At 71.9% G+C, this 26,543-nt stretch carries 30 protein-coding genes; 10 read left to right on the top strand and 20 right to left on the bottom strand.

Translation table 11 applies throughout. The annotated features are described in order from the left end of the window. The first annotated feature begins 103 nt into the window (after positions 1 to 103). From B7K25_RS04835 to B7K25_RS04820, 4 genes are all read left to right on the top strand, one after another. On the top strand, positions 104 to 1,279 hold the full coding sequence (locus B7K25_RS04835; protein ID WP_084104597.1) for an ROK family transcriptional regulator: 1,176 nt from the start codon (positions 104 to 106) through the stop codon (positions 1,277 to 1,279). 37 nt (positions 1,280 to 1,316) lie between these two features. Continuing rightward, complete coding sequence (locus B7K25_RS04830; RefSeq protein WP_084104882.1) at positions 1,317 to 2,069, top strand: ATP-binding cassette domain-containing protein; 753 nt, start codon at positions 1,317 to 1,319, stop codon at positions 2,067 to 2,069. A gap of 39 nt (positions 2,070 to 2,108) precedes the next feature. Then, entirely contained in the window at positions 2,109 to 2,813 is a 705-nt protein-coding gene (locus B7K25_RS04825) for an aspartate/glutamate racemase family protein (protein ID WP_084104596.1), read from the top strand. A gap of 192 nt (positions 2,814 to 3,005) precedes the next feature. After that, positions 3,006 to 5,603, top strand: coding sequence for a hypothetical protein (locus B7K25_RS04820; RefSeq protein WP_084104595.1), 2,598 nt, complete (start codon positions 3,006 to 3,008; stop codon positions 5,601 to 5,603). Positions 5,604 to 5,731: 128 nt separating this feature from the next. Here the strand turns inward: B7K25_RS04820 and B7K25_RS04815 are convergent, their stop codons facing one another. Together B7K25_RS04815 and B7K25_RS04810 are read right to left on the bottom strand one after the other, a co-directional pair. Beyond that, entirely contained in the window at positions 5,732 to 6,724 is a 993-nt protein-coding gene (locus tag B7K25_RS04815) for a GNAT family N-acetyltransferase (RefSeq protein ID WP_084104594.1), read from the bottom strand. A gap of 38 nt (positions 6,725 to 6,762) precedes the next feature. After that, positions 6,763 to 8,271, bottom strand: coding sequence for a deoxyguanosinetriphosphate triphosphohydrolase family protein (locus tag B7K25_RS04810; protein ID WP_084104593.1), 1,509 nt, complete (start codon positions 8,269 to 8,271; stop codon positions 6,763 to 6,765). A gap of 91 nt (positions 8,272 to 8,362) precedes the next feature. On the opposite strand from B7K25_RS04810, the gene B7K25_RS04805 reads away from it, so the two are divergent. Genes B7K25_RS04805 through B7K25_RS04790 form a run of 4 tightly spaced genes read left to right on the top strand, consistent with a single transcriptional unit; the run spans position 8,363 to position 11,124 of the window. After that, positions 8,363 to 8,626 carry a hypothetical protein gene (locus B7K25_RS04805; RefSeq protein ID WP_084104592.1) on the top strand — a complete coding sequence of 88 codons (264 nt, stop codon included), beginning with the start codon at positions 8,363 to 8,365 and terminating at the stop codon, positions 8,624 to 8,626. A gap of 39 nt (positions 8,627 to 8,665) precedes the next feature. Then, entirely contained in the window at positions 8,666 to 9,745 is a 1,080-nt protein-coding gene (locus tag B7K25_RS04800; protein WP_084104591.1) for an LLM class flavin-dependent oxidoreductase, read from the top strand. A gap of 36 nt (positions 9,746 to 9,781) precedes the next feature. Then, complete coding sequence (locus B7K25_RS04795; RefSeq protein WP_084104590.1) at positions 9,782 to 10,468, top strand: N-acetyltransferase; 687 nt, start codon at positions 9,782 to 9,784, stop codon at positions 10,466 to 10,468. After that, complete coding sequence (locus B7K25_RS04790) at positions 10,465 to 11,124, top strand: dihydrofolate reductase family protein (RefSeq protein ID WP_084104589.1); 660 nt, start codon at positions 10,465 to 10,467, stop codon at positions 11,122 to 11,124. Before B7K25_RS04795 ends, B7K25_RS04790 begins: the two co-directional genes overlap by 4 nt. Here B7K25_RS04790 and B7K25_RS04785 read toward each other — a convergent pair. The 6 genes from B7K25_RS04785 to B7K25_RS04760 are packed head-to-tail and all read right to left on the bottom strand — an operon-like array spanning position 11,115 to position 14,135. Next, the gene (locus B7K25_RS04785) at positions 11,115 to 11,570 is read right to left on the bottom strand and encodes an ASCH domain-containing protein (RefSeq protein WP_084104588.1); all 456 of its coding nucleotides are present in this window, start codon (positions 11,568 to 11,570) and stop codon (positions 11,115 to 11,117) included. The two genes, B7K25_RS04790 and B7K25_RS04785, sit on opposite strands and share 10 nt — an antisense overlap. A gap of 42 nt (positions 11,571 to 11,612) precedes the next feature. Then, positions 11,613 to 11,906, bottom strand: a complete 294-nt coding sequence (locus B7K25_RS04780) for an antibiotic biosynthesis monooxygenase (RefSeq protein WP_084104587.1) — start codon at positions 11,904 to 11,906, stop codon at positions 11,613 to 11,615. Beyond that, positions 11,903 to 12,604 carry a hypothetical protein gene (locus tag B7K25_RS04775; protein ID WP_084104586.1) on the bottom strand — a complete coding sequence of 234 codons (702 nt, stop codon included), beginning with the start codon at positions 12,602 to 12,604 and terminating at the stop codon, positions 11,903 to 11,905. Before B7K25_RS04775 ends, B7K25_RS04780 begins: the two co-directional genes overlap by 4 nt. 2 nt (positions 12,605 to 12,606) lie before the next feature. Then, complete coding sequence (purQ, locus tag B7K25_RS04770) at positions 12,607 to 13,308, bottom strand: phosphoribosylformylglycinamidine synthase subunit PurQ (protein WP_084104585.1); 702 nt, start codon at positions 13,306 to 13,308, stop codon at positions 12,607 to 12,609. Beyond that, positions 13,308 to 13,571, bottom strand: a complete 264-nt coding sequence (gene purS, locus B7K25_RS04765; RefSeq protein WP_084104584.1) for a phosphoribosylformylglycinamidine synthase subunit PurS — start codon at positions 13,569 to 13,571, stop codon at positions 13,308 to 13,310. The genes purQ and purS overlap by 1 nt, the downstream gene beginning before the upstream one ends. A 42-nt stretch (positions 13,572 to 13,613) precedes the next feature. Next, on the bottom strand, positions 13,614 to 14,135 hold the full coding sequence (locus tag B7K25_RS04760) for a hypothetical protein (RefSeq protein ID WP_159450116.1): 522 nt from the start codon (positions 14,133 to 14,135) through the stop codon (positions 13,614 to 13,616). 154 nt (positions 14,136 to 14,289) lie between these two features. Here B7K25_RS04760 and B7K25_RS04755 point away from each other — a divergent pair, with 154 nt between their 5' ends. Then, positions 14,290 to 15,009, top strand: coding sequence for a trimeric intracellular cation channel family protein (locus B7K25_RS04755; RefSeq protein ID WP_159450115.1), 720 nt, complete (start codon positions 14,290 to 14,292; stop codon positions 15,007 to 15,009). Here the strand turns inward: B7K25_RS04755 and B7K25_RS04750 are convergent. The 4 genes from B7K25_RS04750 to B7K25_RS13680 all read right to left on the bottom strand — a co-directional run bounded on the left by B7K25_RS04750 (position 15,006) and on the right by B7K25_RS13680 (position 18,573). Continuing rightward, on the bottom strand, positions 15,006 to 15,902 hold the full coding sequence (locus B7K25_RS04750; RefSeq protein WP_084104581.1) for a phosphoribosylaminoimidazolesuccinocarboxamide synthase: 897 nt from the start codon (positions 15,900 to 15,902) through the stop codon (positions 15,006 to 15,008). The genes B7K25_RS04755 and B7K25_RS04750 overlap by 4 nt on opposite strands. After that, entirely contained in the window at positions 15,902 to 17,170 is a 1,269-nt protein-coding gene (gene purD / locus B7K25_RS04745) for a phosphoribosylamine--glycine ligase (RefSeq protein ID WP_084104580.1), read from the bottom strand. The genes B7K25_RS04750 and purD overlap by 1 nt, the downstream gene beginning before the upstream one ends. 27 nt (positions 17,171 to 17,197) lie before the next feature. After that, positions 17,198 to 17,608, bottom strand: coding sequence for a hypothetical protein (locus B7K25_RS04740; RefSeq protein WP_144018852.1), 411 nt, complete (start codon positions 17,606 to 17,608; stop codon positions 17,198 to 17,200). Between the two features lie 92 nt (positions 17,609 to 17,700). Further along, positions 17,701 to 18,573, bottom strand: a complete 873-nt coding sequence (locus B7K25_RS13680; RefSeq protein ID WP_159450114.1) for a hypothetical protein — start codon at positions 18,571 to 18,573, stop codon at positions 17,701 to 17,703. Between the two features lie 184 nt (positions 18,574 to 18,757). Here B7K25_RS13680 and B7K25_RS04730 point away from each other — a divergent pair, with 184 nt between their 5' ends. After that, positions 18,758 to 19,069, top strand: coding sequence for a helix-turn-helix transcriptional regulator (locus B7K25_RS04730; RefSeq protein ID WP_084104577.1), 312 nt, complete (start codon positions 18,758 to 18,760; stop codon positions 19,067 to 19,069). Between the two features lies 1 nt (position 19,070). Here the strand turns inward: B7K25_RS04730 and B7K25_RS04725 are convergent, their stop codons facing one another. The 8 genes from B7K25_RS04725 to B7K25_RS04695 all read right to left on the bottom strand — a co-directional run bounded on the left by B7K25_RS04725 (position 19,071) and on the right by B7K25_RS04695 (position 26,502). After that, complete coding sequence (locus B7K25_RS04725; protein WP_084104881.1) at positions 19,071 to 20,369, bottom strand: adenylosuccinate synthase; 1,299 nt, start codon at positions 20,367 to 20,369, stop codon at positions 19,071 to 19,073. A 187-nt stretch (positions 20,370 to 20,556) separates the two neighbouring features. Next, complete coding sequence (gene fbaA, locus B7K25_RS04720; RefSeq protein ID WP_084104576.1) at positions 20,557 to 21,576, bottom strand: class II fructose-bisphosphate aldolase; 1,020 nt, start codon at positions 21,574 to 21,576, stop codon at positions 20,557 to 20,559. Between the two features lie 171 nt (positions 21,577 to 21,747). Next, the gene (locus tag B7K25_RS04715) at positions 21,748 to 22,407 is read right to left on the bottom strand and encodes a metal-dependent transcriptional regulator (RefSeq protein WP_234988083.1); all 660 of its coding nucleotides are present in this window, start codon (positions 22,405 to 22,407) and stop codon (positions 21,748 to 21,750) included. Beyond that, positions 22,397 to 23,263 carry a metal ABC transporter permease gene (locus tag B7K25_RS04710; protein WP_084104575.1) on the bottom strand — a complete coding sequence of 289 codons (867 nt, stop codon included), beginning with the start codon at positions 23,261 to 23,263 and terminating at the stop codon, positions 22,397 to 22,399. Before B7K25_RS04710 ends, B7K25_RS04715 begins: the two co-directional genes overlap by 11 nt. After that, positions 23,260 to 24,021: a metal ABC transporter ATP-binding protein gene (locus B7K25_RS04705; RefSeq protein WP_144018850.1), complete on the bottom strand. Its 762-nt coding sequence runs from the start codon at positions 24,019 to 24,021 to the stop codon at positions 23,260 to 23,262. Before B7K25_RS04705 ends, B7K25_RS04710 begins: the two co-directional genes overlap by 4 nt. Then, positions 24,014 to 24,964, bottom strand: a complete 951-nt coding sequence (locus B7K25_RS13515; protein WP_144018849.1) for a metal ABC transporter substrate-binding protein — start codon at positions 24,962 to 24,964, stop codon at positions 24,014 to 24,016. Before B7K25_RS13515 ends, B7K25_RS04705 begins: the two co-directional genes overlap by 8 nt. Before the next feature lie 69 nt (positions 24,965 to 25,033). Continuing rightward, entirely contained in the window at positions 25,034 to 25,273 is a 240-nt protein-coding gene (locus B7K25_RS04700; protein WP_084104574.1) for a toxin-antitoxin system YwqK family antitoxin, read from the bottom strand. Further along, the gene (locus B7K25_RS04695; protein WP_234988082.1) at positions 25,270 to 26,502 is read right to left on the bottom strand and encodes an RNA polymerase sigma factor; all 1,233 of its coding nucleotides are present in this window, start codon (positions 26,500 to 26,502) and stop codon (positions 25,270 to 25,272) included. Before B7K25_RS04695 ends, B7K25_RS04700 begins: the two co-directional genes overlap by 4 nt. Positions 26,503 to 26,543: the final 41 nt, after the last annotated feature.

The raw sequence follows: 26,543 nt of genomic DNA, 5'->3' as shown, positions 1-26,543 counted from the left end.
GGCCGAAAGGGCTGAATTCAAGGCCCTCAGCGTCCCGATTTGCGTTCGTTTATCGAACGCAATGCCCCTATGCCGGCACCCACCGCTTCTGTACTATGCCGCCATGGCGACGATGCGAGGGACCTCGGGCTCTCAGTCGTCCCTTCGCGAAGCCAACAGCGAGCGGCTGCTCGACGCCGTCCGCCAGTTCGGATCGATCACGCAGGTCGAGCTCGCGCAGGCCACGGGCCTGTCGCCCGCCACCGTGTCGACCATCGTCAAGCAGCTGCTCGAGACCGGGGTCGTCGAGACGCGCCACACCATCCGCAGCGGACGTCGCGCGCAGCTCGTCACCATCGCGCACCGCGCTGGGCTTCTGGTCGCCGTCCACGTCGGCGAGCGCACCATGCGCCTCGCGATCGCGGACTCCAGCTTCGACTTCCTCGAGCAGCGCTCGCTGCCGCTGCCCGTCGATCATCGCCACGACACGACGCTGGACCGCGCCGCCGTCCTCGTCGCGGAGCTCGTCGACGGGCTGGGGTCCTCGCTGTCGGAGGTGCTCGCCGTCGGCGTCGGCCTGCCGGCGCCCGTCGACCCGGCGACGGGCCGCATCTCCGTGCCCGGCATCCTGCGCGGCTGGGAGGACATCCCCGTCGCCGAGGTGCTGGAGCGACGCATCGGCGCGCCCATCGCCGTCCACAACGATGCGAACCTCGGTGCGCTCGGCGAGCTGCGCTTCGGCGCCGCCCGCGGCGCCTCCGACCTGCTCTACGTGCGCGCCTCGTATGGCGTGGGGGGCGGAGTCATCGTGGCCGGTGCGCTGCACCAAGGCCACCGCGGGCTCGCCGGCGAGCTCGGCCACGCGCTCGTCGATGCGCAGGGACCGATCTGCCGCTGCGGGTCCCGCGGGTGCCTCAACACGGTGTGCGGCGCGCAGGCGCTGGTGGACTCGCTGCGACACTCGCGCGGATCGCTGACGCTCACGGACGTGCTCGACCTCGCCTCCGACGGCGACCCGGGCTGCCAGCAGGTGATCATCGACGCCGGCGCGGCGATCGGCACCGTCGCGGCCAACACGGCCGTGTCGCTGGGCCCGCGCCTCATCATCGTGGGCGGCGAGCTCGCCCAGGCGGGTCCGTTGGTGCTCGAGCCGCTGCGCGATGCGGTCCGCCGGCGCGTGCCGCTCGCCCAGGGAACGGCGCTCGAGGTGCAGGCCGCGCAACTCGGGCTGGACGCGGAGCTCTACGGTGGACTTGCCGTTGCGGCCGACCTCGCGCACGTGACGGCGAGGGCGGTCTGAGATGGTCGAGACTCAGCAGTCGAACAAGGAGGAGCTCATGGCAGCGACGCCACTGCTCCGCGCGCGGGGCATCAGCAAGTACTTCGGGGCCGTCCAGGCGCTGGTCGACGTCGACCTCGAGGTCGACGCCCACGAGGTGGTCGCCCTCGTGGGCGACAACGCCGCCGGCAAGTCCACCCTGGCCCGCGTCATCGCCGGTGTCCACGCCCCTGACGAGGGCACCCTCGAGATCGACGGAGAGCAGGTCCGGACCTTCACCACGCGCGCCGCGCGCGCGAACGGCGTCGCCACCGTCTTCCAGGAGCTCGCGCTCGCCGAGAACCTCGACGTCACCGCGAACATCTTCCTGGGCCAGGAGCTGCCGGACCGCGGCCTGCTCGACGAGGAGGCCATGGAGACCCTCGCCCGCGGCTATCTCAAGGACCTCAACGCCCGTATCCCGTCGCCCCGGACCCCCGTCGCTCACCTGACGGCGGGCCAGCGCCAGTGCGTCGCGATCGCCCGCACGCTCGTGGGCAAGCCGCGCATCATCGTGCTCGACGAGCCCACCTCGTCGCTGTCCGTGGCGCAGACCGCGGAGGTGCTCACCCACATCGAGCAGTTGCGGTCGATGGGCCTCGGCGTCGTCATCATCAGCCACAACCTCACGGACATCCGCGCGGTCGCCGACCGCATCGAGGTCCTCCGGCACGGCCGCAACAACGGCTCGTTCATCGCCGCGGAGACCGCGTACGAGGACATCATCGCCGCCATCACGGGCGCCCCCCGCACGAGCCGCCGGCTCGCCTGACGCGAGACCCCACCACCGGGGTCGGGCTACGGTGAGCAGATGCGCACCACACCCCGCACCCTCGGCCTGCTCGGCGGCATCACCTGGCACTCCTCGCTCGAGTTCGAGCGCCTCCTCAACGAGGGCGTCAACGCGCGGCTGGGCGGCTCGTCCGCGGCGGACCTGCTGGTGCGCTCGTACGACTTCCAGCAGATCGCCGATGCGCAGTCTGGCGGCGACTGGGACGGCCTGGGGGCGACGTTCGGTCGGGACGCGCGCCGGCTTCAGGACGCCGGCGCCGAGGCGATCCTCATCTGCGCCAACACGATGCACAAGGTCGCGCCCGCGGTCGTCGACGCCATCGACGTCCCGCTGATCCACATGCTCGACGCCACCGCGGACGCGATCGCGGCGGCCGGCCTCGACACGGTCGCGCTGCTCGGCACGGGCTACACGATGCGCGACCCGTTCTACCGCGATCACATGGCCGCGCGCGGGATCACCACGATCGTGCCCGACGAGCCGGTGCTCGGCGAGGTCCACGACCTCATCTACGGGTCGCTCGCGCGGGGCATCGTGCCCGACGACGCGCCCGCGTGGGTGCGCGGCGTCTACGAGGACCTCCGTGGCCGCGGTGCTCAGGGGGTCATCTCGGGCTGCACCGAGATCCCCATGGTGCTGACCGCCGAGGACGTCGAGGACCCGTACTTCGACTCCCTCGCGCTCCACGTCGACGCGGCGCTCGAGTTCGCGCTCGCCGACTGAGGGGGCGTCGCCGCGCACTCGCGCGGAGCCCTGCGACGCGGCAAGCGCATCGGCCCGAACCGCCCCATACCTGGACGAACACCCCTCCCGACCGGGAATGCACTTCTTCACACAGGCGTGTCGCGCGGCTAGCCTGGGCGCAAGACTGGGCTCGAAGGCGCGACAGCCCAGGATCGATGAGCTGAGGGGCACATGGGAACGGCGACGCGCGCAGGCTTCCCTGCGCAGACGCCCGCCGGACAGGGGGCGTGCGCGGAGCGTGCCCAGATCGCGGCCGCGCGCATCGTCGCCTACGACTTCCCCGACCGCACCCCGGCCGAGCGCGCGGCCATGCTCGAGCGCATCGGCCTGACCCGCATCGTGTGGGACTGGCGCGAGGACCACATGCTCCGCTTCGAGGAGGAGATGGACGCCCTCGCCGCGCGTCGCATCGACGTGGTGGGTCTGTGGTGCCCCATGCCGCTCGCGGACCAGGGGGCGCCCGACGCGGACGCCGCGCTGGGCGTCATCGACCCCCACATCACGGCGCAGGTGGAGTCGCTGCACGCCCGCGGAATGCGGCCGGACCTGTGGACCTGCGTCGAGTTCGGCCAGGAGGGGACCCCTGCGCGGCTGTCGCCCCGGATCCAACGCGCCCGCGTGCGCCGCTCCGCCGATCACCTCGAGCCGCTCGCGCTGCTCGCCCGCGAGCACGGCATGTGCCTCGCCCTCACCAACCATCTCGGGTGGTTCGGCGAGCCCGAGAACCAGGTCGAGGTCATCGAGGAGCTCGGATCGCGCGGACTGCGCAACGTCGGCATCGCCTACCAGCTCCAGCACGGGCACCACCACGCGCACCGCTTCGCGGAGGTGCTCGCGACCATGCAGGAGCACCTCGTCGCGGTGGCGCTGTCGGGCATGGACGCCGACGGCGTGCAGACCGGCCGCAAGATCCTGCCGTGGGGCGCCGGGCGCCTCGACCGCAAGCTCGCTCACCTCCTCATGGCGTCCGGCTGGGAGGGTCAGATCGCGGTCCAGGGCCACAGCGCCGACGACGCCGAGCCACGCCTGCTGGACAGCCTCGAGGGCATCGAGTGGATGCTCGACCGCTGGCGCGGCATCCGCCACGACCGCCCGGTGCCGCGCATCGCGACGCCCGCGTGGCCCGCCCCCGTGGGCATCGCCGGGCCGTACATGGGCATGTCGCTCATGAGCCGGCGGCTGCGGCGCCGCCTGGTCGAGTCGGGCGAGGCCGCGCCCACGCTCGCGCGCGTGCGGACGTCCCCGCCCGAGCCCGAGCCGATCACCCTGCCGCCGCGCGTGGTGGACGACGTGGCCGACGCCGCAGCGGCACCTGCCGTCGTACCCGCGGTGGCCTCCGCAGCGCCGATGCGCTCGCCCGAGCCCGTGCCGACGTCACCTGAGCGGTCCGTGCCCGACGAGGCCGTCGCGGACGCGCCAGCCGCGGCAGATGGCATGGCACCGCCTGCACCCGCACCCGCCGAGCCGCCCGCCGCGGCGGACGTCGCACCGCTCCCGAGCCGGCGCACGCGACGCCGCGACGGCGCGCCCGGGGCGGCGTCGACGGCGGCGGCGGCAACCAGCGGGGCGGAAGCCCGTGGGGCAGCGACCCGTCGGGAAGCGGCTGGCGGTGCGCCCACCGGGACGACCTCGGCCGGGGCGACTCCACCCGTGCCCGCAGCCGAGCCCGCCTCGCCGGCGAGGTCCGCCGAGAGCTCCGCGAGCGCATCGGCTCCTCGCCCGCGGACCACGGCCGGCGACGGACCACCCGTCCCGCCCCAGCAGTCCGAGCCGCGACGCGCGCGCGGCGGTGCTGCCGGGGCGCTCGCCGCGATCCACGCCGCACGGCAGCAGTTCAGCGACTCCGGGGTGCCGGCTCTCGCGGACCTGCCCGGAAGCCCGACCGCCGGCACCTCCGGGTCCAGCGCGTCGCGGGCCGGCACACCGCGAGCGGACGCGACCGCCGAGCCTGCCGTGAGCGCGCATCCGCTGTCGCCGCTGTCCTCGGCGCCGCGTCGGGGCAGGGCCTACCGGCCAGAGCGGGACGACTCCGCGAGCGAGCTGCCGCTGCGCATCGCGCGCCGCGAGGTGTCGCTCGAGGCGCCCGACCCGTACACCGGCGCCATCCACGCTCTGCTGAGCCACCTGGAGGCCGTCGGCTTCCGTGGGGCGCCGCGCAGCTTCGGCTGGGATGCGCAGGGCCGCCACCTCGTCGAGTGGGTCGACGGCACCCGAGCCGACCACGCGGACGCACCGGCGGGCGCGCTCGACCCCGCGCGCATCGGCGCGTTCATGCGTGAGATGCACGACGCCCTCGCGAGCTTCGTCCCTCCGGCCGACGCCCAGTGGTTCGACGGCCTGCCCGGCCCGGGCGGGGACGTCATCATCCACCAGGACATCGCGCCGTCGAACCTCGTCATCGCGCCGGACGGACGACTGGTCGCGATCGACTGGGACGCCGCCGCTCCCGGCACCCGGCTGTGGGACATCGCCCACGCGATCCACGCGTTCGCGCCGCTGCACGGCCAGGGCTTCGAGCTCGCGAGCCAGGCCGAGCGCATGCGAGCCTTCGCCGACGGCTACGGCCTGGACGACGCCGAGCGCGAGCGGCTGCTGCCGCTGCTGTCGCTGCGGTCCGAGCGGATGCACGACTACCTCGCGCAGATGCGCGCCACCGGGGAGTCGCCCTGGCTCGAGCTGTGGGAGCGGGGCGTCGGCGAGGTGTGGGAGGCGGACGCCCGCTGGATCCGCGCGCACGAGCCCGACTGGCGCGACGCCCTCCTGGGCTGAGGCGCGAGCCCAGCCCGCGCATCGGCGCTCCCCAGCACCAGCGAGATGGATCCAAAACGCTGGCTTAGGTCCTCAGAACAGCGAAATGGATCCAACTCGCGGGGTTCGGAGGGGGTCGGATCGCAGCGCTACCAGCCCGCGGCCTCCAAGACCTCGGCCGCCACGGTGAGGCGATCGCGGTCGCCCGCGTTGTCGACCACCGCGTCGTCGCCGTCGAGCTCGCGCAGGATGGCATCGAGCTCCACCGTGCGCGCGTGGGAGTGGTCGCGCCAGTACCCCTCGGGCTCGCGCGCGGTGAGCCGGTCCAGCCGCACGGCCTCCGGCGCGTCGACCCGCACGATCGCGACCTCGGCGGCGCCGGCGTCCGGGTCCGCGAAGGCGTGCGCGTAGCGGTCGCGGTCCCGGGCGTCCTCGACCACGCGCGGCACCACCATGAAGCCGAAACCCGCGGCGCGGTAGTTCGGGGCGATCGCCGCGAGGTTCGCGAACAGCAGGCGCTGGTTGAAGGGGTCCGAATCCGCGTGGGGCTCCGCCTGGCACAGGAAGTCGGCGTCCACGTACCCCGAGTGCGCGCCGCGTTCGGCGAGCAGGTCGTGGACCGCCGCGGCGATGGTGGTCTTTCCTGCGCCCATCGTGCCGTTGACGACCAGCACGCGCGTGGGCAGATGCCGCTGGTAGCAGCGCGAGTCGGGCTCCTGGTGGTACTCGCCGTAGGGCGCGAGCGGCAGCCAGCCGGAGGACTCGTACAGCGCCATCGCCTCGGGCTGGCCGGTGCCGGTCTCGAGGATCAGCCGCGTCGCCCCCGCGCGCCGAGCCGCCTGCTCCGCCGTGCCCAGCATCACCCGGGCGTGCCCGTGACCACGATGCGCTGGCTCGACCCACAGCCGCTTGATCTCGACGTCGCCCGGCCGCGTCTCCTCGTAGGGCGACCAACGCGCGACGATCGACGCTACCGGCGACCCATCCTCCGCGTACCCCACCCACGACCCCACCAGCGTGGGGAACACCGTCTCGAGCTCGAGGTCGGGCTCGTCGTAGCGCTCGGCGAGGTCGCGCTCCTGCGCCTTCCACAGCGCGTGGGCGTCGGCGTCGTCGGGCTCGACGCGGCGGACGGTCAGCATGACGAGAGTCTAGGAGCGCCGGTGCGGGGCGGAAGGGGTCACAGGCCCTGGCCGGCGTCCCAGAGCCGCTCGGTGGTGCCGGCGACGAGCGCGTCGAGGTGCGTCGCCTGGGCGTCGGTCAGGGCGGCGACGTAGTCGATGACGCCCCGGCCGAGCGAGCGGCGCCGCAGCTCCTCCTCGTCGACATCGGGCAGCGCCTCGGGGCGCTCGCGGCGGACAGCGAGGTAGTCCTCGGTGGCCATGTCGACGAGGTCGAGCAGCCGCCGCGGCGCGCGACGCACGTCATGCGGATCGTCGAGCCAGGCCGCGAACCCGTCGACCAGCCGCTCGAGCACGCTCGCCTGTCCGCGCTGGTAGACGGCCAGGTCCGGGCGGTCGAGGATGAAGCGCTCGTGCAAGAACTTGAGCACCGCGACCTCGTGCCAGGCGGTGCGGTCGAGAGACACGTGACCGGACCGATGGTCGGGCTCACGATGCACCTCGACCGACGACTGAAGGTGACGGATCCACTCGGTGGTGAAGCGCGCGAGCGAGCGATCGGCGGCGAGCGAGCCGTCGAACGGCACCGTCAGCAGCCCCTCGACCACCTCCTCGGTGACCTTCGCGACCGCAGCGTCGAACGCCTCGGCGTCCGCCATCCACGGGTCGCGGTCCTCCAGGCGGCGCCACAGCAGCTCGAGGGAGTGGCCGGGCGAGCGGCTCGTGTCGCGCAGGGTCGCGGTGTCGAGCGCGCGGATGTCGCCGAGCTCGCGGCGCCACTCGCGGAACTCGCCCGCGATCGTGGCTTGGTTGAGCAGGCCCGCGCGATAGAAGTCGTCGAGGTCGTGCAGCGAGTACGCGATGTCGTCGGCGATGTCCATGACCGAGCACTCGAGCGTCTGCTGCCCCTGCGCGATCTGGGGATAGGCGCTGAGGGCGTCGAGCGCATCGGCCGCGTCCACCACGTACATCGAGAACTTCCTGCTGGGGCCGCCGCGGCGCTCCCCGCCCTGGCCGCGCAGCCAGGGGTACTTCAGCACCCCGGCGCGTACGGCGCGCGTGAGGTTGAGGCCCACCCCGGCAGTGTCGTGCTCGTCGAGCCGGGTGAGGATGCGATAGGTCTGGGCGTTGCCCTCGAACCCCTCGCGCAGCCGGAACCTGTCGCGAGCGAGACGGTCGAGCGCACGCTCGCCGAGGTGGCCGAAGGGTGGGTGGCCCACGTCGTGCGCGCTCGCCGCCGCCTGGACCACCACGGGATCGCAGCCGCCGAGCTGCCCGACGAGCGCACCCACCGGCCCGGTGTCGCGGTGCAGATGCATGGCGATCGCGCGGGCGACGGCTGCGACCTTGACCGAGTGCGTGAGGCGGTTGTGCACGGCCAGGCCCGCGCCCGACTGCGAGATGACCTGGGTGACGGCGGACAGCCGCGAGAAGTACGGCGAGAAGCGGATGCGCTCGATGTCGACCCGGTAGTCGGGCCTGCTCTCCGCGAGCTGGAACTCGTCCAGGTCCTCGGGAGCGCGGCGCCCGATCCGCGGGTCGAGGACGGTCGGATCGGCGGAGCTCATGGAGCGAGTCTAAGGAGGCGTGGCTATCCTGGGGCCGACGATGGCGCCGTCGGGGCGTGAGTGCGCCTCGAGTGGGAGGGGGGGGGTCTCCATGGCGACGAGCAGGCATCGCACCGCGCTGCGCTACTTCTGGCGAGCGCCCGCACCTCGCTGGGCGACGCTCGTGTCGATCCCTCTGATCGTCGTCGCGGTGGTCTCGTTCGTCGTGATCATCCTCAACCTCGAGGACCCGCCGGCATGGGCGGTCGCGATCCAGCCCTACGTCGCGATCAGCATCTTCGCGGTGCTCATCGCGGGCTGGACGCACACCTACGTCCGGATCTACCGCACCACCGCGCCGCCTCCCGCGGCCTGAGGCAGGAATGCCGGGAGGCTGCGCGGACGTTCAGCGCCCATGATCAACATCGGTTTCCTGAGCTTCGGCTGGTGGTCCGGGGCGCCCGGGTCGAAGGTGCGCACCGCGAGCGACCTCATGCACGACACGATCGCCCTCGCCGAGGCGGCCGAGGACGCGGGGATGGACGGCGCGTGGCTGCGCGTCCACCACTTCGAGCAGAACACCTCGTCGCCCTTCCCGCTGCTCGCCGCCATGGGCGCGCGCACGAGCCGCGTCGAGCTCGGCACGGGCGTGATCAACATGCGCTACGAGAACCCGTTGTACATGGCGGAGGCGGCGGCGACCGCTGACCTCATCAGCGACGGCCGGCTGCAGCTGGGCGTGAGCCGCGGCTCACCCGAGCCCGCCGCGGACGGCCCGGGCGAGTTCGGCTATCCCCTGCCCGTGGGCAAGCTCCCGGTCGAGGACGCCGCCGAGCGCATCGCGCGCTTCCGAGAGGCGATCTCCGGGGCAGGCATCGCAAGGCCGGGCGCGCGGGCGCACGGCCTCGCAGGCGAGCTGCTGCCCATCCAGCCCCACTCCCCGGGCCTGACCGACCGCATCTGGTACGGCGCGGGCGGCGAGGAGTCGGCCCGCAAGGTCGGCGAGCTCGGCATGAACCTCATGTCGTCGACGCTCGTCGAGGGCGGCTCCGGGGAGCCGCTGGGGGTCATCCAGGCCCGTCAGATCGCGGCGTTCCGCGAGGCCTGGAACGAGGCCGGCCACGGCGGCACGCCTCGCGTGTCGATCTCGCGCTCGATCATGCCCATCATCGACGACGAGACCCGCATGTACTTCGGCACGACCCTCGAGCGCGACCGCCTGGGCGCCAACCGCGACCAGGTGGGCCAGATCGACAACTTCATCGCGACGTTCGGCAAGACCTACGTGGGCGACCTCGACAAGATCGAGGCCGAGCTGCGCGAGGACGAGGCGGTGCAGTCCGCGGACACGGTGCTCGTCACCATCCCCAACCAGCTGGGCGCAGACTTCAACCACCGCACGTTCGGCGCCCTCACCGAGCTGCGCGACCGCCTGAGCGGGGACCACGCGGGCCCCTCCCCGGCATCGGCGCTGCGAGGACTCCCGGGGCGCTGACCGCCCCGGGAGGCGCCGCGTTCCTAGGATGAGCCCATGACGACGGTCGTGGCCTACGCCGACGCGGCGCCACACCTGCGGGACGGGCTGCAAGACGTGTTCACGCGTGCGTCCGAGGGATCGCCCGCAGGCGCCCTGTGGGGCGATGCGCCGTCCGAGGCCGCGGTCTACCTCGACCCGTACATCGACCACGAGCCGGAGTCGCTGCTCCTGGCCGTGACGGACGGCGCGGTCGTCGGGTACCTCGCGGGCTCGCTCGGCACCGCGTCCTTCCCGTCCGAGTCCGAGCTGATCGACGCAGCCATGCGTGAGCACCAGCTGTTCCGGCGCCGCGACACCCGGGCCTTCTTCACGCGCGCGATGCGCGACGCGGCGGGCGCATGGCTGCGACGGCGGCCGACGGCGCGCGAGCTCGACGACCCGCGGTGGCCAGCGCACCTGCACATCGACCTGGTGCCCGAGGCACGCGGCACCGGCGTAGGCGACGCGCTCATGGAGGCGTGGCACGCGCGGCTGGAGGCCGCGGGAGCGCCGGGCTGCTTCCTCCAGACGCAGGTCGAGAACGAGCGGGCGCGGCGCTTCTTCGCGCGCCACGGCTACGTCGACCACGGTCCCGCGGTGCTGATCCCCGGCGTCCGGCACCGCGGTGAGATCACCTACCAGCAGACCATGGTGCGGGACGGAGCCCCCGCCCCGCACCCCGACGGAGGGAGTCACCCATGACGCGCGTGCGCGTGGATCTGAACATCTCGCTCGATGGCTTCATGACGACGACCGACCAGACCCCGGAGAACCCCTTCGGCGAGGACTGGGGCAGGCTCACCGGCGACTACGTCGCCACACGCACGTTCCGCGAGCGCGTGCTGCACATCGCGGACGGCTCGGGCACCACGGGCGTCGACGATGCGTACGCGACGCGCTACTTCGAGGAGCTGGGCGCCGAGATCATGGGCGCCGGCATGTTCGGGCTGCACCAGCACGGCGACGACCCCGACTGGCGGGGCTGGTGGGGCGAGGAGCCGCCGTTCCGCGTGCCCGTCTACGTCCTCACGCACGCGCCGCGGCCAAGCCTCGAGTTTGCGAACGGGACGACCTTCCACTTCCTCGACGCGTCCCCTGAGGACGCGCTCGCCCACGCCCGCGAGGCTGCGGCCGGGGCCGACGTGCGCATCGGCGGCGGCGCCCGCACGGTGCGCAGCTTCCTCGCCGCGGGCCTCGTCGACGACCTGCACGTGGCCGTCGTCCCGCTCCTGCTCGGGCGCGGAGAGAACCTGTGGGAGGGGCTGCGTGGGCTCGAGTCCGGCTTCGCCGTCACGACCGAGGCCGCCGAGAGCGGCGTCACCCACGTCACGTTCAGGCGCGGCGGACGTCAGGGATAGCGCACCCGGAAGCGCTCGCAGATCACCGGCATGTCGGGCTCGAAGCCCCGCGGGCCCTCGGAGTGCTCGCGCCAGTAGCGCTCGTGCGCCGCGCGCCAGTACGCGAGGGTGAGGTCTCCCTCCCCCTCGGAGGCGGCGTGCTCGGCGTCCACCTGGTCGAACGGCACGGTCGCGACGGCCGTCGTCTCGATCAGCGCCTGCGGAGCGCCCGCTCCGTCGAGGATGATGCTCAGGTCACCTGCGGCCGGGACCGGATCGCCCGCGTGCTCGTAGTCCCACAGCGAGCTCGCCGTGCCGGTCTTCGTGCCGGCGAGCACGAGCGCGAGGAGGGCATCGGCGTGTGCGGGCGTGGCACCGAAGGCCCACACCTCCGGCAGCGCCTCGGGCAGCGTCGGGTCAGCGGCGCGACGCGCGGCCCAGAACTCGGAGATCGCTGGTGATGTCACGGGTCGCGAGCCTACGGCAGTGGCGCCGCCGTGAATACAAAGTCAGTCCACTGGCTCGCCATAATGCAGCACCACGGGGAACGGGTCGTAGAACCGGTGGAGGAGGCCCTTCCACTCCAGGTAATCGGCGGAGCCACGGAACCCCCTCTCGTGCGCGTCGACCGACTCCCACTCGACGGTCAGCAGGTACGTCGACGGCTCCTCGATGCCGCGGCGCAGCGTGTGGCCGCCGTAGCCGGGCTGGCGAGCGATCAGCGGAGCCGCCACCGCGAACGCCGCCTCGAACTCCTGCTCGCGCCCCGGGATCACCGGCAGCACGACGGACTCGACGATCACGCGCCCCTCAGCCCCAAGGCCGTCCGGGGCGCATCCTGGTCGCCCGCGCGGGGCAGCAGCCGCGGCCGTGCGGGATCGGTGTTGTCGAGGATGACGAGCGCGCGCTCCCGCGGCCCCACCTCGCTGCGATAGATCAGCTGGCCGTCGAAGTACCGGCGCTGCAGCGGGTCCTCAGGGTCGCGCGGCAGCCCGTCGCGCTCGACCATGCGGTCGAAGCGCACCGAGTACGGCGCCTCGACCCACACCACCGCGTCCCAGCGATCCGCGAGCCCGGGGTGCTGCATGAACAGCCCGTCGGCGAGCAGCGTCACGTCATCCCGCACCGAGAACTCCGGAACTCCGTCGAGCAGCGCGTCCGACGCCAGGTCGTGGTGGCGCAGGCTCACCACCCGGTCTCCGTCGGGGCCGAGCGGGTCGAGCACCTTGGCGATGAACGCCTCGTGATCGAAGCTGTCCTCCCAGAACCCGCGCGCGGACGTGCGCCCCTGGCGGTACCGGTGGTCGGCCTGATGGTGGAAGTCGTCCATGCTCGCCTCGACCACGTCGCGGCCGCGCTTGCGCAGCAGCGCCGCGAGCTCCCGACGCAGCGTGGTCTTTCCCGACGCGTCCGGTCCGTCGATCGCGATCAGGACAGGCCTGCCCTCAGGCTGGGGCAGTGCGTCGGCGACGGTGCCGATGACCTTCTCGCGGCGGCTCATGGCTACGTGGCGGCCACCAGGGTGGAGATGGCCGAGGTGAAGAAGCTCAGGCCGTCGGTGCCGCGGCGACCGTTCAGCACCGAGTCCGGTCCGAAGCCGGCCTCGACGGCGTGCTCGGGGTGCGGCATGAGGCCGACGACGTTGCCGCGCTCGTTGGTGATGCCAGCGATGTCACGGCGTGAGCCGTTGGGGTTGAAGCCCACGTAGCGGAACGCGACCCGGCCCTCGGCCTCGAGGGCGTCGAGGGTCGCCTCGTCGGCCACGTACTGGCCGTCCTGGTTCTTCAGCGGGATGGTGATCTCCTGGCCCGCCTCGTAGTCCGAGCTCCATGCGGTCTCAGCGTTCTCGACACGCAGGACCTGGTCGCGGCAGATGAAGTGCAGGTGCTCGTTCTTGATCATCGAGCCGGGCAGCAGGTGCACCTCGGTGAGCACCTGGAAGCCGTTGCAGATGCCGAGCACCGGCATCCCGCCGTGCGCGGCGTCGACGACCTTCTCCATGATCGGAGCGAAGCGGCTGATCGCGCCGGCGCGCAGGTAGTCGCCGTAGGAGAAGCCGCCGGGCAGCACCACGGCGTCGACGTCCTGGAGCGACTCGTCCGAGTGGAAGAGGTTGACGGACTCGCCGCCGGCGAGGCGCACGGCGCGCGCGGCGTCCCGGTCGTCGAGCGAGCCGGGGAAGGTGACGACGCCGATGCGGGCCATCAGCTGGCGGCCTCCGAGGTCACGACCTCGACGGCGACGACGTCCTCGATCACGGGGTTCGACAGCATGGTCTCGGCGGCCTCACGGGCCTTGCCGAGCAGCTCCTCCGTGACCTCGCCGTCGACGGTGAGCTCGAAGCGCTTGCCCTGACGGACGGCCGCGAAGCCCTCGAAGCCGAGGCGCGGCAGCGCGTTGCCGACGGCCTTGCCCTGCGGGTCGAGGATCTCGGGCTTGGGCATCACGTGAACGACGATCGTGGGCATGGGCCCGAGTCTACCCGGCGCGTGCGCGCCCAGGCGTGCGTCTCAGCACGCCCACTGGTACTCGATGGGCGTGGTCGTGAGCCAGGTCTCGAGCCGGCCGCTGTCCGACGTCCAGTGGGCGAAGCCGTTGTCGTAGACGACCAGGGTGCCGACGTCGTCGCCCGGCCCGGGCTCGGCGACCGTGCGCACGTGGGCAGTGCGCAGCGCCGATGCGCGCGCGAAGCCCAGTGCAGCGTCGCCGGTGCGCTCGGGCAGGGTTGCGGCGGCGGCAGTCGCGCTCGGCTCGACGTCGAGCGGCGGGTGGTTGGAGGGGTCAGGGAAGCCCTCCGTGTCGGCGGGCTTGAACGGGTAGTAGTCGTCCTCGGCCCAGTCGAGCACCTCGTTGCCGCACGCGGGGTAGTACTCGACGCCCCCGCTCGCGATGATGAGCTCGCCCGGCACGCCGAGGTCAAGGTCCCCGTCCCACGTGAGAGGCGGCGTCCCGTCGACTCCGTCGGCGCCGGGCGCCGCGCACCCCGCGAGCACCGCCACACTCAACGCCACCACCCCTCCCAGCACGCGCATCGGCCCTCCCAAGTCTCCACATCCGTACTTCCGAAAGTGCGCCCACTCTCCACGTGAAGGTACCGCTCAGGACGAACGTGGGCCCATGGTCATCGCTGAAGTGATGACGCACCGCGCGCCTCGATCGTTGGGTCACGCCGTTACGCTGGCCGCCATGAGCGCATGGATCCAGGCGGCGGTCGACGCCCCGGAGCTGATCGACTCAGCGCTCGAGACCCTGCGCACCGTCCTGGAGTACATCGGCACCGTGGCGTTCGCGATCTCGGGTGCGGTCGCGGCGGGCCGCAAGCGCATGGACATCGTCGGCGCGGTGGTGCTCGCGTGCATGGTCGCCGTCGGCGGCGGAACGCTGCGGGATGTGCTGCTCGACGTGCCGGTGTTCTGGATGGAGAGCCCCAGCTACTTGCTCGTGGGCGCAGGAGTGGGGCTCGCGGTCGCGCTGCTCGCGCGCTGGCACCCGCCGGACCGCCTCGACCGCTACCGGATCGTGCAGCTGTCCGATGCGCTCGGGCTCGCTGTGTTCGTGGCCGTCGGCGCTGGGATCGCGGTCGACGCCGGGGCATCGATCGTCACCGCCGCGGTGATGGGCGTCATCACCGGCGTGGGCGGCGGCATCATCCGCGACATGCTCGCCAACGACGTGCCCGACGTGCTGCGCAACGGCCAGTTCTACGCGACGGCCGCTCTCGCCGGGGCGACCCTGTACGCCGTGCTCATCGCGCTCGAGGTCCAGCGAACCATCGTCATCTGGGTGCCGATCGTGGTGGTGCTCGCGATCCGCATCGCCTCGCTGCGGTTCGGCTGGGGCGTGCCCACCATCGGGGGCAAGCCGGTCGACCTCGCTGCACACGACGACCCGCGCGAGAACGCCTAGTTCTTCGCGAGCCTGTCGTAGGCCTCGAGGTAGCGCTGACGGGTGCGCTCCACGACGTCGTCGGGCAGCGCGGGTGGCGGCGCGTCGCTCGCCTTGTCCCAGCCGGACTCACCGCTCGTGAGCCAGTCCCTCACGAACTGCTTGTCGAAGCTCGGCTGCGCGCGCCCTGGCGCCCACGTGTCCGCGGGCCAGAACCGGCTCGAGTCGGGGGTGAGCACCTCGTCGGCGAGCACGATGCGGCCCTCGCCGTCGCGCCCGAACTCGAACTTGGTGTCGGCGAGGATGATGCCCTTGTCGGCCGCGATCTCGTGGGCACGCGAGTAGACGGCCAGCGTGAGGTCACGCAGCGCGGTCGCGTCCGCCGCGCCGATGCGCTCGACCACGGCCTCGAACGTCACGTTCTCGTCGTGCTCGCCCACCTCGGCCTTGGTGGCCGGCGTGAAGATCGGCTCGGGAAGGCGGGAGCCGTCGGTCAGGCCGGGGGGCAGCTCGATGCCGCACACGGTGCCGCTCTCGCGGTACTCCGCGAGGCCCGATCCGGTGAGGTAGCCGCGCGCGACGCACTCCACCGGGAACATGTCGAGCCGCTGGCACACCATCGCACGACCGGCGGCCTCGTCGGGCACCGGAGCCTCGACGGTGTGGTTGGGGACGATGTCGCGGAGCTGGTCGAACCACCACAGGCTGAGCGCGGTGAGCACTCCGCCCTTGCCCGGGATCTCGGTGGGCAGGACCCAGTCGTAGGCGCTGATGCGGTCCGACGCGACCACCAGCACCACGTCGCCGCGGGGATGGGGCTCGACGGGCTCGTAGAGGTCGCGGATCTTGCCCGAGTAGACGTGGCGCCAGCCGTCCAGCTGCGGGGCGGTGGGCTCGATGACGTGACCGGGCATCAGTCCGCCACGATCTCGGACGCCTTCAGCGCGATGTCGCTGCGGTGGTGCGAACCCGGCAGCGAGATGTGGCTGAGGGCCTCGTACGCGGTGGCGCGCGCGTCGGCGAGGTGCGCGCCGACGCCCACGGTGCACAGCACGCGCCCACCCGATGCCACGAGGCTGCCGTCTCCGTCGAACGCGGTGCCCGCGTGGAGCACGTGCGCGCCGTCGACGCCGTCTGCCTCGTCGGTCCCGGTGATCGGATCGCCCTTGCGGGCGTCCTCGGGGTAGCCGTGGGCGGCGAGCACCACGGTGACCGCGGCGTCGTCGCTCCACTGGAGGGCGGGGAGCTCGTGCAGCCGTCCCTGCGCCGCGGCGAGGAGCACCTCGCCCAGCGGCGTCTCGAGCCGCGCGAGCACCGACTGAGTCTCGGGGTCGCCGAAGCGGGCGTTGAACTCGACCACGCGGGTGCCCTTGCTCGTGAGCGCGAGGCCGCAGTACAGGACGCCCTGGAAGGGGGTGCCGCGGCGTGCCATCTCGTCGACGGTGGGCTGCGCGACCGTGCGCACGACCTCCTCGACGAGTCCGGGCGGCGCCCACGGCAGCGGGCTGTACGCACCCATGCCGCCGGTGTTCAGACCCTCGTCGCCGTCGAAGGCGCGCTTGAAGTCCTGAGCCGGCTGCAGCGGCACCACGGTCGCGCCGTCGCAGATGCAGAACAGCGACACCTCGGGCCCGTCGAGGTACTCCTCGATCACCACGGTGCCGCCGGCGGCGAGGATCGCGTCGCCGTGCGCCGTCGCCTGCGCGAGGTCGTCGGTCACCACCACGCCCTTGCCCGCGGCGAGCCCGTCGTCCTTCACGACGTACGGGGCGCCGAACTCGGCCAGAGCCGTCGCGAGCTCGCTCGGAGTGGTGCACACGCGCGGCTCCGCGGTCGGCACGTTGGCCGCCGCCATGACCTCCTTGGCGAACGCCTTGGAGCCCTCGAGCATCGCCGCGGCTGCGGTGGGCCCGAAGCACGGGATGCCCACCTCGCGCACGGTGTCAGCGACGCCCGCGACGAGCGGCGCCTCGGGACCGACCACGACGAGGTCCGCGCGCACGTTGACCGCGAGCGCCGCGATCGCGGCGCCATCGTTGGGGTCCTGGGAGTGCAGGGTCGCCAGCGCGCCGATGCCGGGGTTGCCGGGGACCGCGTGCAGCTCGGTCACGCTCGGGTCGAGGTGGAGGGAGCGGGCGAGCGCGTGCTCGCGGGCCCCCGAGCCGACGATCAGTACCTTCACGCGAGCGAGTCTAGCGACGCGTAGCGATCAGCAGGCTTCGCTGATGAAGGTCTCCTCGGTGGTGTACCACGTGGTGTGGCCCGTCGCGGCGTCGAAGCGGGCGATGCCGTCGTCGAAGTGGGTGACGGTGCCGCGCGTGGACGGCTGGCCCGCGATGACCATGCTCGCCTCCGGCTCGGGCACGCCGCCGGCATCGGACTCGTCGGGGTCGTCGTCCGCGGCCGGGAGCGGGTGGGTGCTCGCGAGGTCTCCTACATCGTCGCTCGGGATCCCGTACCTCGTCTCACCCAGCAGCTCGATGGGGTTGGAGAAGCACGGGGGCGGCAGGTTCTCGACGTAGCCGCTCGCGACGACCTGCGGTCCGTCGCCGCCCGGGGCGCTCTCAGCACAGGCGCACAACGTCATCACGCCTGCCACGAGCACCACCCAGCGCCTCATGTCGAGAGCATATTCCCCAGCCGTACCTTGTGTAGGAAGGATCTCTGCGCGGAATGCCGTGGCGCTGCGCGCTGGAGGAAGGATCTCTGTCGTCATCCGCGCGGCCGGATGAGGTCGGTCACCACCGTGAGCCGCGCGGGCGCGCCAGTCGAGACGACGGCGACGATGCAGCGCCCCTCACGATCAGCACCGCCGTGCCAGACGAGCGCGCCGGGCGGCGCGACAGCCGCGATCGATCCGCGGGCGGGGGCGGATCGGCTCATGTCCGTCACGATCCACGTGGAGCCGTCCGAGGTGACGTCCATCGAATGCCCCTCCAGGTCGACGGCGACGTCGCCCGCGTCGAGGGCTCGCTGCGTCGGCTCCGACGCGATCCAGCCGTGCCGGGTGACCTGTCCCGCGAGGTCCGCGAGCGCATCGGCCGCATCGTCGACCTCGTAGAGGTCAGCCACGGTCCCGTACCCACCGGAGCCCACGGACGTCGACATGCCCGGCATGGACCCCTGCAGGTACGTGAGCACTCCCCGCGGTTCGCGGGCCATCACGACTCCGTCGAAGGAGGTGATGACGAGCGGAAGGTCGTGCGCCTTGAAGGAGTCGGCCGCGCGGGGCCGGAAGGGCTTGGGCGCGCGCCGCAGCAGCCCTTTGCGCGCGGGCGCGGCGGTGGTCTCCGGCTCGTAGTCCACGAGGCCCTCGCCAGCACAGACTTCCCAGCGCAGCGTCGAAGCGAGGGTGATGACGGTGCTCGTCAGTCGCGCGCCGCGCAGGTGGTGCGTCGGCTCTCCCGAGGCGGTGTGGAGTGCCTGCACGAGGTAGAAGTTGCGCTCGTCCTTGGTGAGCGGCCTGCCCTCGGCGAGCGCCCACGAGCCGCCCTCAGCGCCCAGTCCGGTCCGTCGACCGTCGTGGCGCGGGTCGACGACGGGCAGCCGCCACGTCTTGTCACGCCGCGCGTCATCGGTCGACATGCCTGCGACGCTAGCGATCACTGGTGAACGCCGGGTGAACGGCTCGGCTCCCCGGAGGGCCTCAGGGTTGTCTTGCGGCTATTTCACGTGGGAGTGAAATAGCCTCACAGCATCTCCACATGAACCCTCGATCCCCCTGTGGACAACGGGGCTCGCACCCCTCGCCACGGCTAGGTTCGGTGGCATGCGCTCATCCATCGACCATGGCGACGAGGACCGCGTGAGCCTCGACACCGTGTTCGATGCCCTCGCTCACCCTGCTCGCCGCTACCTGCTCCAGCTGCTGCGCCATGACGGGGCGCTGGCAATGGACCTGAGCGCTTCCGTGCAGTTCGCGTGGAACATCTCCGCTGCACGCGCGTCACAGCACCTCGGGGTGCTGCGGCGCGCCGAGCTCGTGACGGTGATCCCATGCGAGACCACCCGCCACTACCGCTTCGAGCCCGGCTCGGCTGACGCCGTCGTGCGCTGGATCGACGGGCTCGGCAAGCCCTGAGCTACTCGCCGCGAGCGTGCAGCAGGTCGTGGTTGACGATGATCTCGTCGCGGCCGGGGCCCACGCCGATCGCGGAGATGCGGCAGTTCGAGATCTTCTCGAGCGCCATGACGTAGTCCTGCGCGGTCTGCGGCAGGTCGGAGAACTCGCGAGCCGCGGAGATGTCCTCGGTCCAGCCCGGCAGGTACTCGTACACCGGCGTGGCGGCGGCGAAGGCCGCCTGGTCCTGCGGCAGCTCCTCGTAGCGGACGCCGTCCACCTCGTAGGCGACGCAGACGGGGATCTCCTCGAGTCCCGTGAGCACGTCGAGCTTGGTGAGCACCAGGTCGGTGAGGCCGTTGATGCGGGACGCGTAGCGGGCGATGACGGCGTCGTACCAGCCGCATCGACGCTGGCGCCCCGTGGTGGTGCCGAACTCGTGACCCACCCGTGCCAGGAACTCGCCGTTCTCGTCGAACAGCTCCGTGGGCATCGGCCCCTCGCCCACGCGGGTCGTGTAGGCCTTGACGATGCCGATCACCGAGTCGATGCGGGTGGGACCCACGCCGGAGCCGGTCGAAGCGCCGCCCGCGGTGGCCGAGGACGACGTCACGAAGGGGTACGTGCCGTGGTCGACGTCGAGCATCGTCGCCTGGCCGCCCTCGAACAGCACGGTCTCGCCGCGGTCGAGCGCCTGGTTGAGCACGAGGGACGTGTCCGTCACCATCGGCTCGAGGCGGTCGCGGTACTGCAGCAGCTCGTCGGCGACCTCGTCGACCTCGATCGCGCGGCGGTTGTAGACCTTCACCAGCAGGTGGTTCTTCTGTTCGAGCGCGCCCTCGATCTTGTCGCGCAGCAGCTGCTCGTCGAACAGGTCGCCCATGCGGATGCCGAGGCGGTTGATCTTGTCGGCGTAGGCCGGCCCGATGCCGCGGCCCGTGGTGCCGATCTTGCGCTTGCCGAGGAAGCGCTCGGTGACGTTGTCGAGCGTGCGCGCGTACGGCGCGATGACGTGGGCGGCGTTCGAGATCAGCAGCTTCGACGGGTCGACGCCGCGCTCGATGAGCGCGTCGATCTCGCCGAACAGCACCGAGATGTCGACGACGACGCCGTTGCCGATCACGGGCGTGACATCGGGCGTCAGGATGCCCGACGGCAACAGGTGCAGGGCGAACTTCTGGTCCCCGATCACCACCGTGTGACCGGCGTTGTTGCCGCCATTGAACTTCACCACATAGTCGACGCGGCTTCCCAGCACGTCGGTGGCCTTGCCCTTGCCCTCGTCGCCCCACTGGGCTCCGACGATCACCACTCCGGGCATCTCGCCCACTCCCCTCACCCCGGAACCGTGCCGGGGGCTTGGTCAACGAGGCTGTCGCCTCGCCTGATTATCAGCCGATGCGCGCCTCACCTGGACATGCCATGCCCGGGCGCGTGCGCATCGGCCCTCGCGTAGCGAAGCCCCGGGGTGTCTGCCGACTCCCCGGGGCTTCGCCTGACCGCTGAGGTCAGATCTTCTTCCCGGCGGAGCCCAGCTGCTGGCAGGCCTCGACGACGCGAGCGGCCATGCCCGCCTCGGCGAGCTTGCCCCAGGCGCGCGGGTCGTAGGCCTTCTTGTTGCCCCACTCGCCGTCGACCTTGAGGACGCCGTCGTAGTTCTTCATCATGTGGTCGACGACGGGACGCGTGTACGCGTACTGCGTGTCCGTGTCGATGTTCATCTTGATGACGCCGTGGCTGACCGCGGTCGCGATCTCCTCGGCGGTCGAGCCCGAGCCACCGTGGAACACGAGGTCGAACGGCTTGTCCTTGCCGAACTTCTCGGCCGCGGCGGACTGGATGTCGCCCAGGATCTCGGGGCGGAGCTTCACGGCGCCCGGCTTGTACGCGCCGTGCACGTTGCCGAACGTCATGGCCGTCATGTAGCGGCCCTTCTCGCCCAGGCCCAGGCGCTCGATCGTGGCGATGCCGTCCTCGGGGGTCGAGTAGAGCTTGTCGTTGACCTCAGCCGAGTGGCCGTCCTCCTCGCCGCCCACGACACCGATCTCGATCTCGAGGATGGTGTCCGCGGCCTGCGACAGCTCGAGCAGCTCCTCGGCGATCGACAGGTTCTCCTCCATGGGGACCGACGAGCCGTCCCACATGTGCGAGTTGAAGATGGGGCCGTTGCCGGCGGCGATCGACTCAGCCTCGAGCTTCAGCAGCGGCTTGAGCCACTCCTCGAGGTAGACCTTGTGGCAGTGGTCCGTGTGCAGCGCGATGGTGACGCCGTACTTCTCCGCGACGACGCGGGCGTAGGCCGCGAGCGCGAGGGAGCCGACCACGGCGTCCTTGATGGTCGAGCCGGAGGCGTACTGGCCGCCACCGACGGAGACCTGGATGATGCCGTCGGACTCGGCCTCCGCGAAGCCCTGGATGGCGGCGGTGACCGAAGACGACGAGGTGATGTTGATCGCGGGGAACGCGTAGCTGCCGGCCTTGGCGGCGTCAAGCATCGCGGCGTACGACTCAGTGGTGGCGATGGCCATGTGTCTCTCCTGGTCTTTCAGAGGGGAAGTGAACCGCCGTCCATTCTGTCAGACATTGACCCCGGTCGTCATGGGGCCCTTGGTCCCACAGGATGCGCCGCGAGGGCATACTGCGCAGAGAACGTTCCTCCACGAAGCCTGCCGGGCCGATGCGTGGGCTGGGTTCGTCTGTCAGGCGGGCTCGGTGAGGATGACGCGGGCGGCGAGCGTGCCGACCGTCACCGTGGAGCCGTCGACCGCGAGGTCCACGGTGCCCGCCGCGGGCCGCTGCGCGGCGACGTCCACGACGACGCCGATGTCGACCCCGATCTCGCCGAGGTGGCGCAGCAGCGCGGGGTCGTCGTCGGAGACCCGGGCGATCCTCACCCGCTCCCCCTCCGAGACCTGGTCGAGGGACACCTGCGCCTCGTGCGGCAGCGAGCCGTCGGCGGCCGGGATCGGGTCGCCGTGCGGGTCGTGGGTCGGCTCGCCGAGCTTGACCGCGAGGCGGTCGACGAATTCGTCAGAGACGGCGTGCTCGAGCACCTCGGCCTCGTCGTGCACCTCGTCCCATCCGTAGCCCAGGTACTCGACGAGGAACGTCTCGATGAGGCGATGCTTGCGCACGGTCGCGAGCGCGATCGCCCGGCCCTCGTCGGTGAGCGAGATCGAGCCGTACTTCACGTGGGTGACGAGCCCGCGGTCCGCGAGCTTGCGCACCAGCTCGGACACCGACGACGGCGACAGCCCCAGGCGTGCCGCCAGCACGCTCACCGTGACCGGCGCATCGGACCACTCGCGGGCGTTCCAGATCGCCTTGAGGTAGTCCTGCATCGTGGTGTCAGTGGCCAACGCGTGCTCCCCGCCTCGCCGTCCGCCACCGGCCGAGCAGGCCGTGCCGAGGGCTCAGGAGGTAGACCAGGGCGAACGCCGCGCCCTGCACCACCACCACGAGCCCGCCCGAGGCCGCATCGAGCCAGTAGCTGAGGTAGATCCCCACCACCGAGCATAGTGACGAGATCAGGGGGGCGATCCAGAGCATGCGGGAGAAGCGGTCCGTCAGGAGGTAGGCCGTCGCGCCCGGGATGATCAGCAGCGCGACCACGAGCACGACGCCGACGACCTGGAGCGCGACCACGGAGACGACCGCGAGCAGCCCCAGCAGCAGCGAGCCGAGCACCCGCGGCGACAGCCCGATGGCCCTCGCATGAGTCGGGTCGAACGCGTACAGCGTCAGGTCGCGGCGCTTGAGGATCAACGCCGCGAACGCGACGGCGGCGAGGATGGCGATCTGCCACAGGTCCGTGGACGACACCCCGAGGATGTTGCCGAAGATGATGTGCGACAGGTCCGTCTGGCTGGGGGTGACGGACACGAGAACCAAGCCAAGGGCGAAGAGGGTCGTGAAGACGATGCCGATGGCGGCGTCCTCCTTGACGCGGCTGGTGCCGCGCACGACGCCGATGAGGACCACGGCGAGCACGCCGAACACGAGGGCGCCGATGGCGAACGGCGCGCCCATGATGTAGGCGAGCACGACACCGGGCAGCACCGCATGCGAGACCGCGTCGCCCATGAGCGACCAGCCGACGAGCACGAGCCAGCACGACAGCAGCGCGCACACGACCGCGGCGATCACGGTGACGAGCAGGGCGCGCACCATGAAGTCGTACTGCAGCGGCTCCACGAGGACGTCGATGATGCTCACGCCGCACCGCCTGAGTCATCCTGGCGCGTGTCGCCCAGGTCCATGCCGAAGGCGCGGGTGAGGTTCTCGGGCCTCAGGGCCTCGGTGACGGAGCCGTGGAACAGGGTCCGTCGCAGGAGCAGGATCGCGTCGTCCGCGAGCTGCGGCAGCGCGTGGAGGTCGTGGGTCGAGACCAGCAGCGTGCGCCCCTCGTCGGCGAGCTCGCGCAGGAGCGCGACGATGGTCCGCTCGGAGCGCTTGTCGACGCCGGCGAACGGCTCGTCGAGCAGCAGCAGCGAGGCCCCCTGAGCGAGGCCGCGCGCGACGAAGGCGCGCTTGCGCTGGCCGCCCGAGAGCCGCCCGATCTGGCGGCCGGCGAGGTCGGCCAGCTCGACCCGAGCGAGCGCCGCGTCCACCGCGGCGTGGTCGGCGGCCCGGGGCCGGCGCATCGGCCCCATTGAGCCGTAGCGACCCATCATGACGACGTCGCGCACGGACAGCGGGAAGTCCCAATCGACGTCCTCGCTCTGGGGGACGTAGGCGATCGCCGAGCGCGCGCGGGCTCGCGCCGGGTCCTCGCCGTCGACGCGCACCGTGCCCGATTGCGGTCGCACGGCACTCATGACCGCCTTGAAGAGCGTGGACTTGCCCGAGCCGTTCATGCCGATGAGGCCGTGCACGCGACCGCGGGTGAGGGTGAGCGAGCAATCGTCGAGGGCCGTCACGTCGCCGTAGCGAACCGTGACGGCGTCGACCTCGAGGGCGGGCGCGTCAGCCACTGGCGCCGCCTGCGGTGAGCGCCGCGGCGATGGTCTCGGCGTCGTGGCGAATGAGGTCGAGGTAGGTGGGGACGGGGCCGTCCGCCTCCGACAGCGAGTCGACGTAGAGCGTGCCGCCGAACGTCGCGCCCGTCGCCTCGACGACCTGCTGCATGGGCGCGTCGGACACCGTCGACTCGCAGAACACCGCCGGCACGTCCTGCGCTCGCACCTGCTCGATGGCGGCGGTGATCTGGCCGGGGGTGGCCTGCTGCTCGGCGTTGACGGGCCAGATGTAGACCTCGTCGAGGCCGGCGTCGCGCGCGAGGTAGGAGAAGGCTCCCTCGCAGGTGACGAGCACGCGCTGGTCGTCGGGAACGCCCGCGAGCGCCGCGAGCAGGTCATCCTGCACCGCCTGCAGCTCTGCCTTGTACTCCTCCGCCCGGGCGTCGTAGTCGGCCGCATTCGTCGGGTCGAGCTCGCCGAACGCCTCGGCCATCGCGTCGACGTAGGACTGCGCCAGCACCGGGCTCATCCAGGCGTGGGGATTGGCCTGGCCGGCGTACGCGTCGGAGGCGATGTCGATGGGCTCGACCCCCTCGGACACCACGACGTGCGGGGCGTCGACGGATTCGACGAACCGCTCGAACCACGCCTCGAGGCCAAGTCCGTTGTCGAGGATCAGGTCCGCGTCGGAGGCGCGCGCGATGTCACCCGGCGTGGGCTCGTAGCCGTGGATCTCGGCGCCGACCTTCGTGATGGACTCGACGCGCAGGTCGTCGCCCGCGACGTTGCGCGCCATGTCGGCCAGGACCGTGAAGGTCGTGAGGACGAAGGGCTGGTCCCCTCCTTGGCCAGCAGCCGAGCCGTCCGACGCTATCGTCTCCGTCTCGCTTGCGCAGCCGGCGAGGGCGAGCACCGCGGCAGCGGTGACCACGGCGGCGCGGACGAGACTTTTCGGCATACCGAAAACTCTAACGCCGACAGACCGAAGCCTCGATCAGTTCGAGGTCACGATTCCTTGACTCGGGACCTAGCCCCGGGGCTTCATCTGCGTCACCTTGTACGGCGCGCCGTGCTTGTCGTAGGTGGTCCACTCGCCCACCTGGGCGCCGTGGTCGAAGGTGCCCGACCGCATCATCGTGCCGTCCTTGCGGAAGAACTCCCAGTACCCGTGCTCGGCGCCCTCGTGCATCTGGCCGCGCGCCCACGGCGAGCCGTCGGCATGCAGCTTCTCGTACGGCTCAAGCTCGTCCTCCGGAACCTCGGTCATGCGCCCTCCTGGTGCTCTGCTCGTCCGCGAGCGTACGCCGCCTCGGCCGGGTTCGCCGCGAGCGCGGCGGCCCGCTCCCACTCCCCGACGGCCTCGCCGCCGCGACCCAAACGCTCCAGCAGGTCCGCCCGCGCGGCGTGCCACAGGTGGAACCGATCGAGGCTGTCGATCGCGTCGACCTCACGCAGCCCCGCCTCCGGACCGTCGACCTCGGCCACCGCGACGGCGCGCCCCAGCCGCGCGACCGGCCCCGGGCTGAAGGTCGCGAGCAGGTCGTGGTAGCGGACGATGCGGCTCCAGTCTGGCCGCTCGCGCGTGTGCTCGGCGGCGATCAGCGCCTGCACCTGCCACGGTCCCAAGCGCCGCCGGGCGAGCGCCTGCGCGAGCACGGTGAAGCCGCGCGCCACCTGGACGGTGTCCCACAGCGAACGGTCCTGGTCCGCGAGCCTGACGAGGCGACCTTCGGCGTCGACCCGCGCCGCCTCGCGGGACCGATGGAAGAGCTCAAGGGCGAGCAGCCCGGCGAGCTCGGGCTCGTCGGGGAGGGCATCGGCCGCCGTCGCGGTGAGGCGGATCGCCTGGTCCGCCAGCTCAGCGCGGGTGAGGCCCGCCGCGGACGCGGAGTGCGCGAGGTAGCCCTCGTTGAAGATCAGGCCGAGGACGGTCACCAGCACCTCTGCGCGCTCACCCAGATCCTCCGGGATGACCAGCGGTATGCCTGCCGCACGGATCTTGCGCTTGGCACGCACGATCCGCTGCGCGACGGTCGCCTCGGGCTGCAGGTACGCCGCTGCGATCTCCTCCGTCGTGAGCCCCCCAGCGAGGCGCAGCGTCAGCGCGACCTGCGCGTCGCGCGACAACGCCGGGTGGCAGCACAGCAGGAGCAGGCGGAGCTGCTCGTCCCCCACCTCGGCATACTCCGCCACCAGCAGCGCCGATGCGCTCGCAGGCTCCTCGCCATCCTCACCGGGGCGCTCGACGGCGGTGTCGAGCACGCGGCTGCTCGTCGACAGGCGGCGATGCGCCGCGGCCTCGCGGCGCGACCGGTCGACACCGACGTTGCGGGCGACGACGTAGACCCACGCGGCGGGGTCGCGCGGGACCTCTCCGGAGCGCCATGCTCGCGTGGCGCGAGCGCAGGCCTCCTGCAGGCTGTCCTCGGCGACCTCGAGGCTGCCCAGGCGATCCGCGAGGAGGGCGAGCAGGCGCCCGCCCTCCTCGCGGACCACGCGGGTGAGGACCGCGTCGACCGAGTCGTCGGTATTCAGGC

Source organism: Demequina sp. NBRC 110056 (assembly GCF_002090155.1).
Lineage (GTDB): Bacteria > Actinomycetota > Actinomycetes > Actinomycetales > Demequinaceae > Demequina.
The sequence above is the reverse complement of the archived record's forward strand: the minus strand, read 5'-3'. Positions and strand labels throughout refer to the sequence as shown.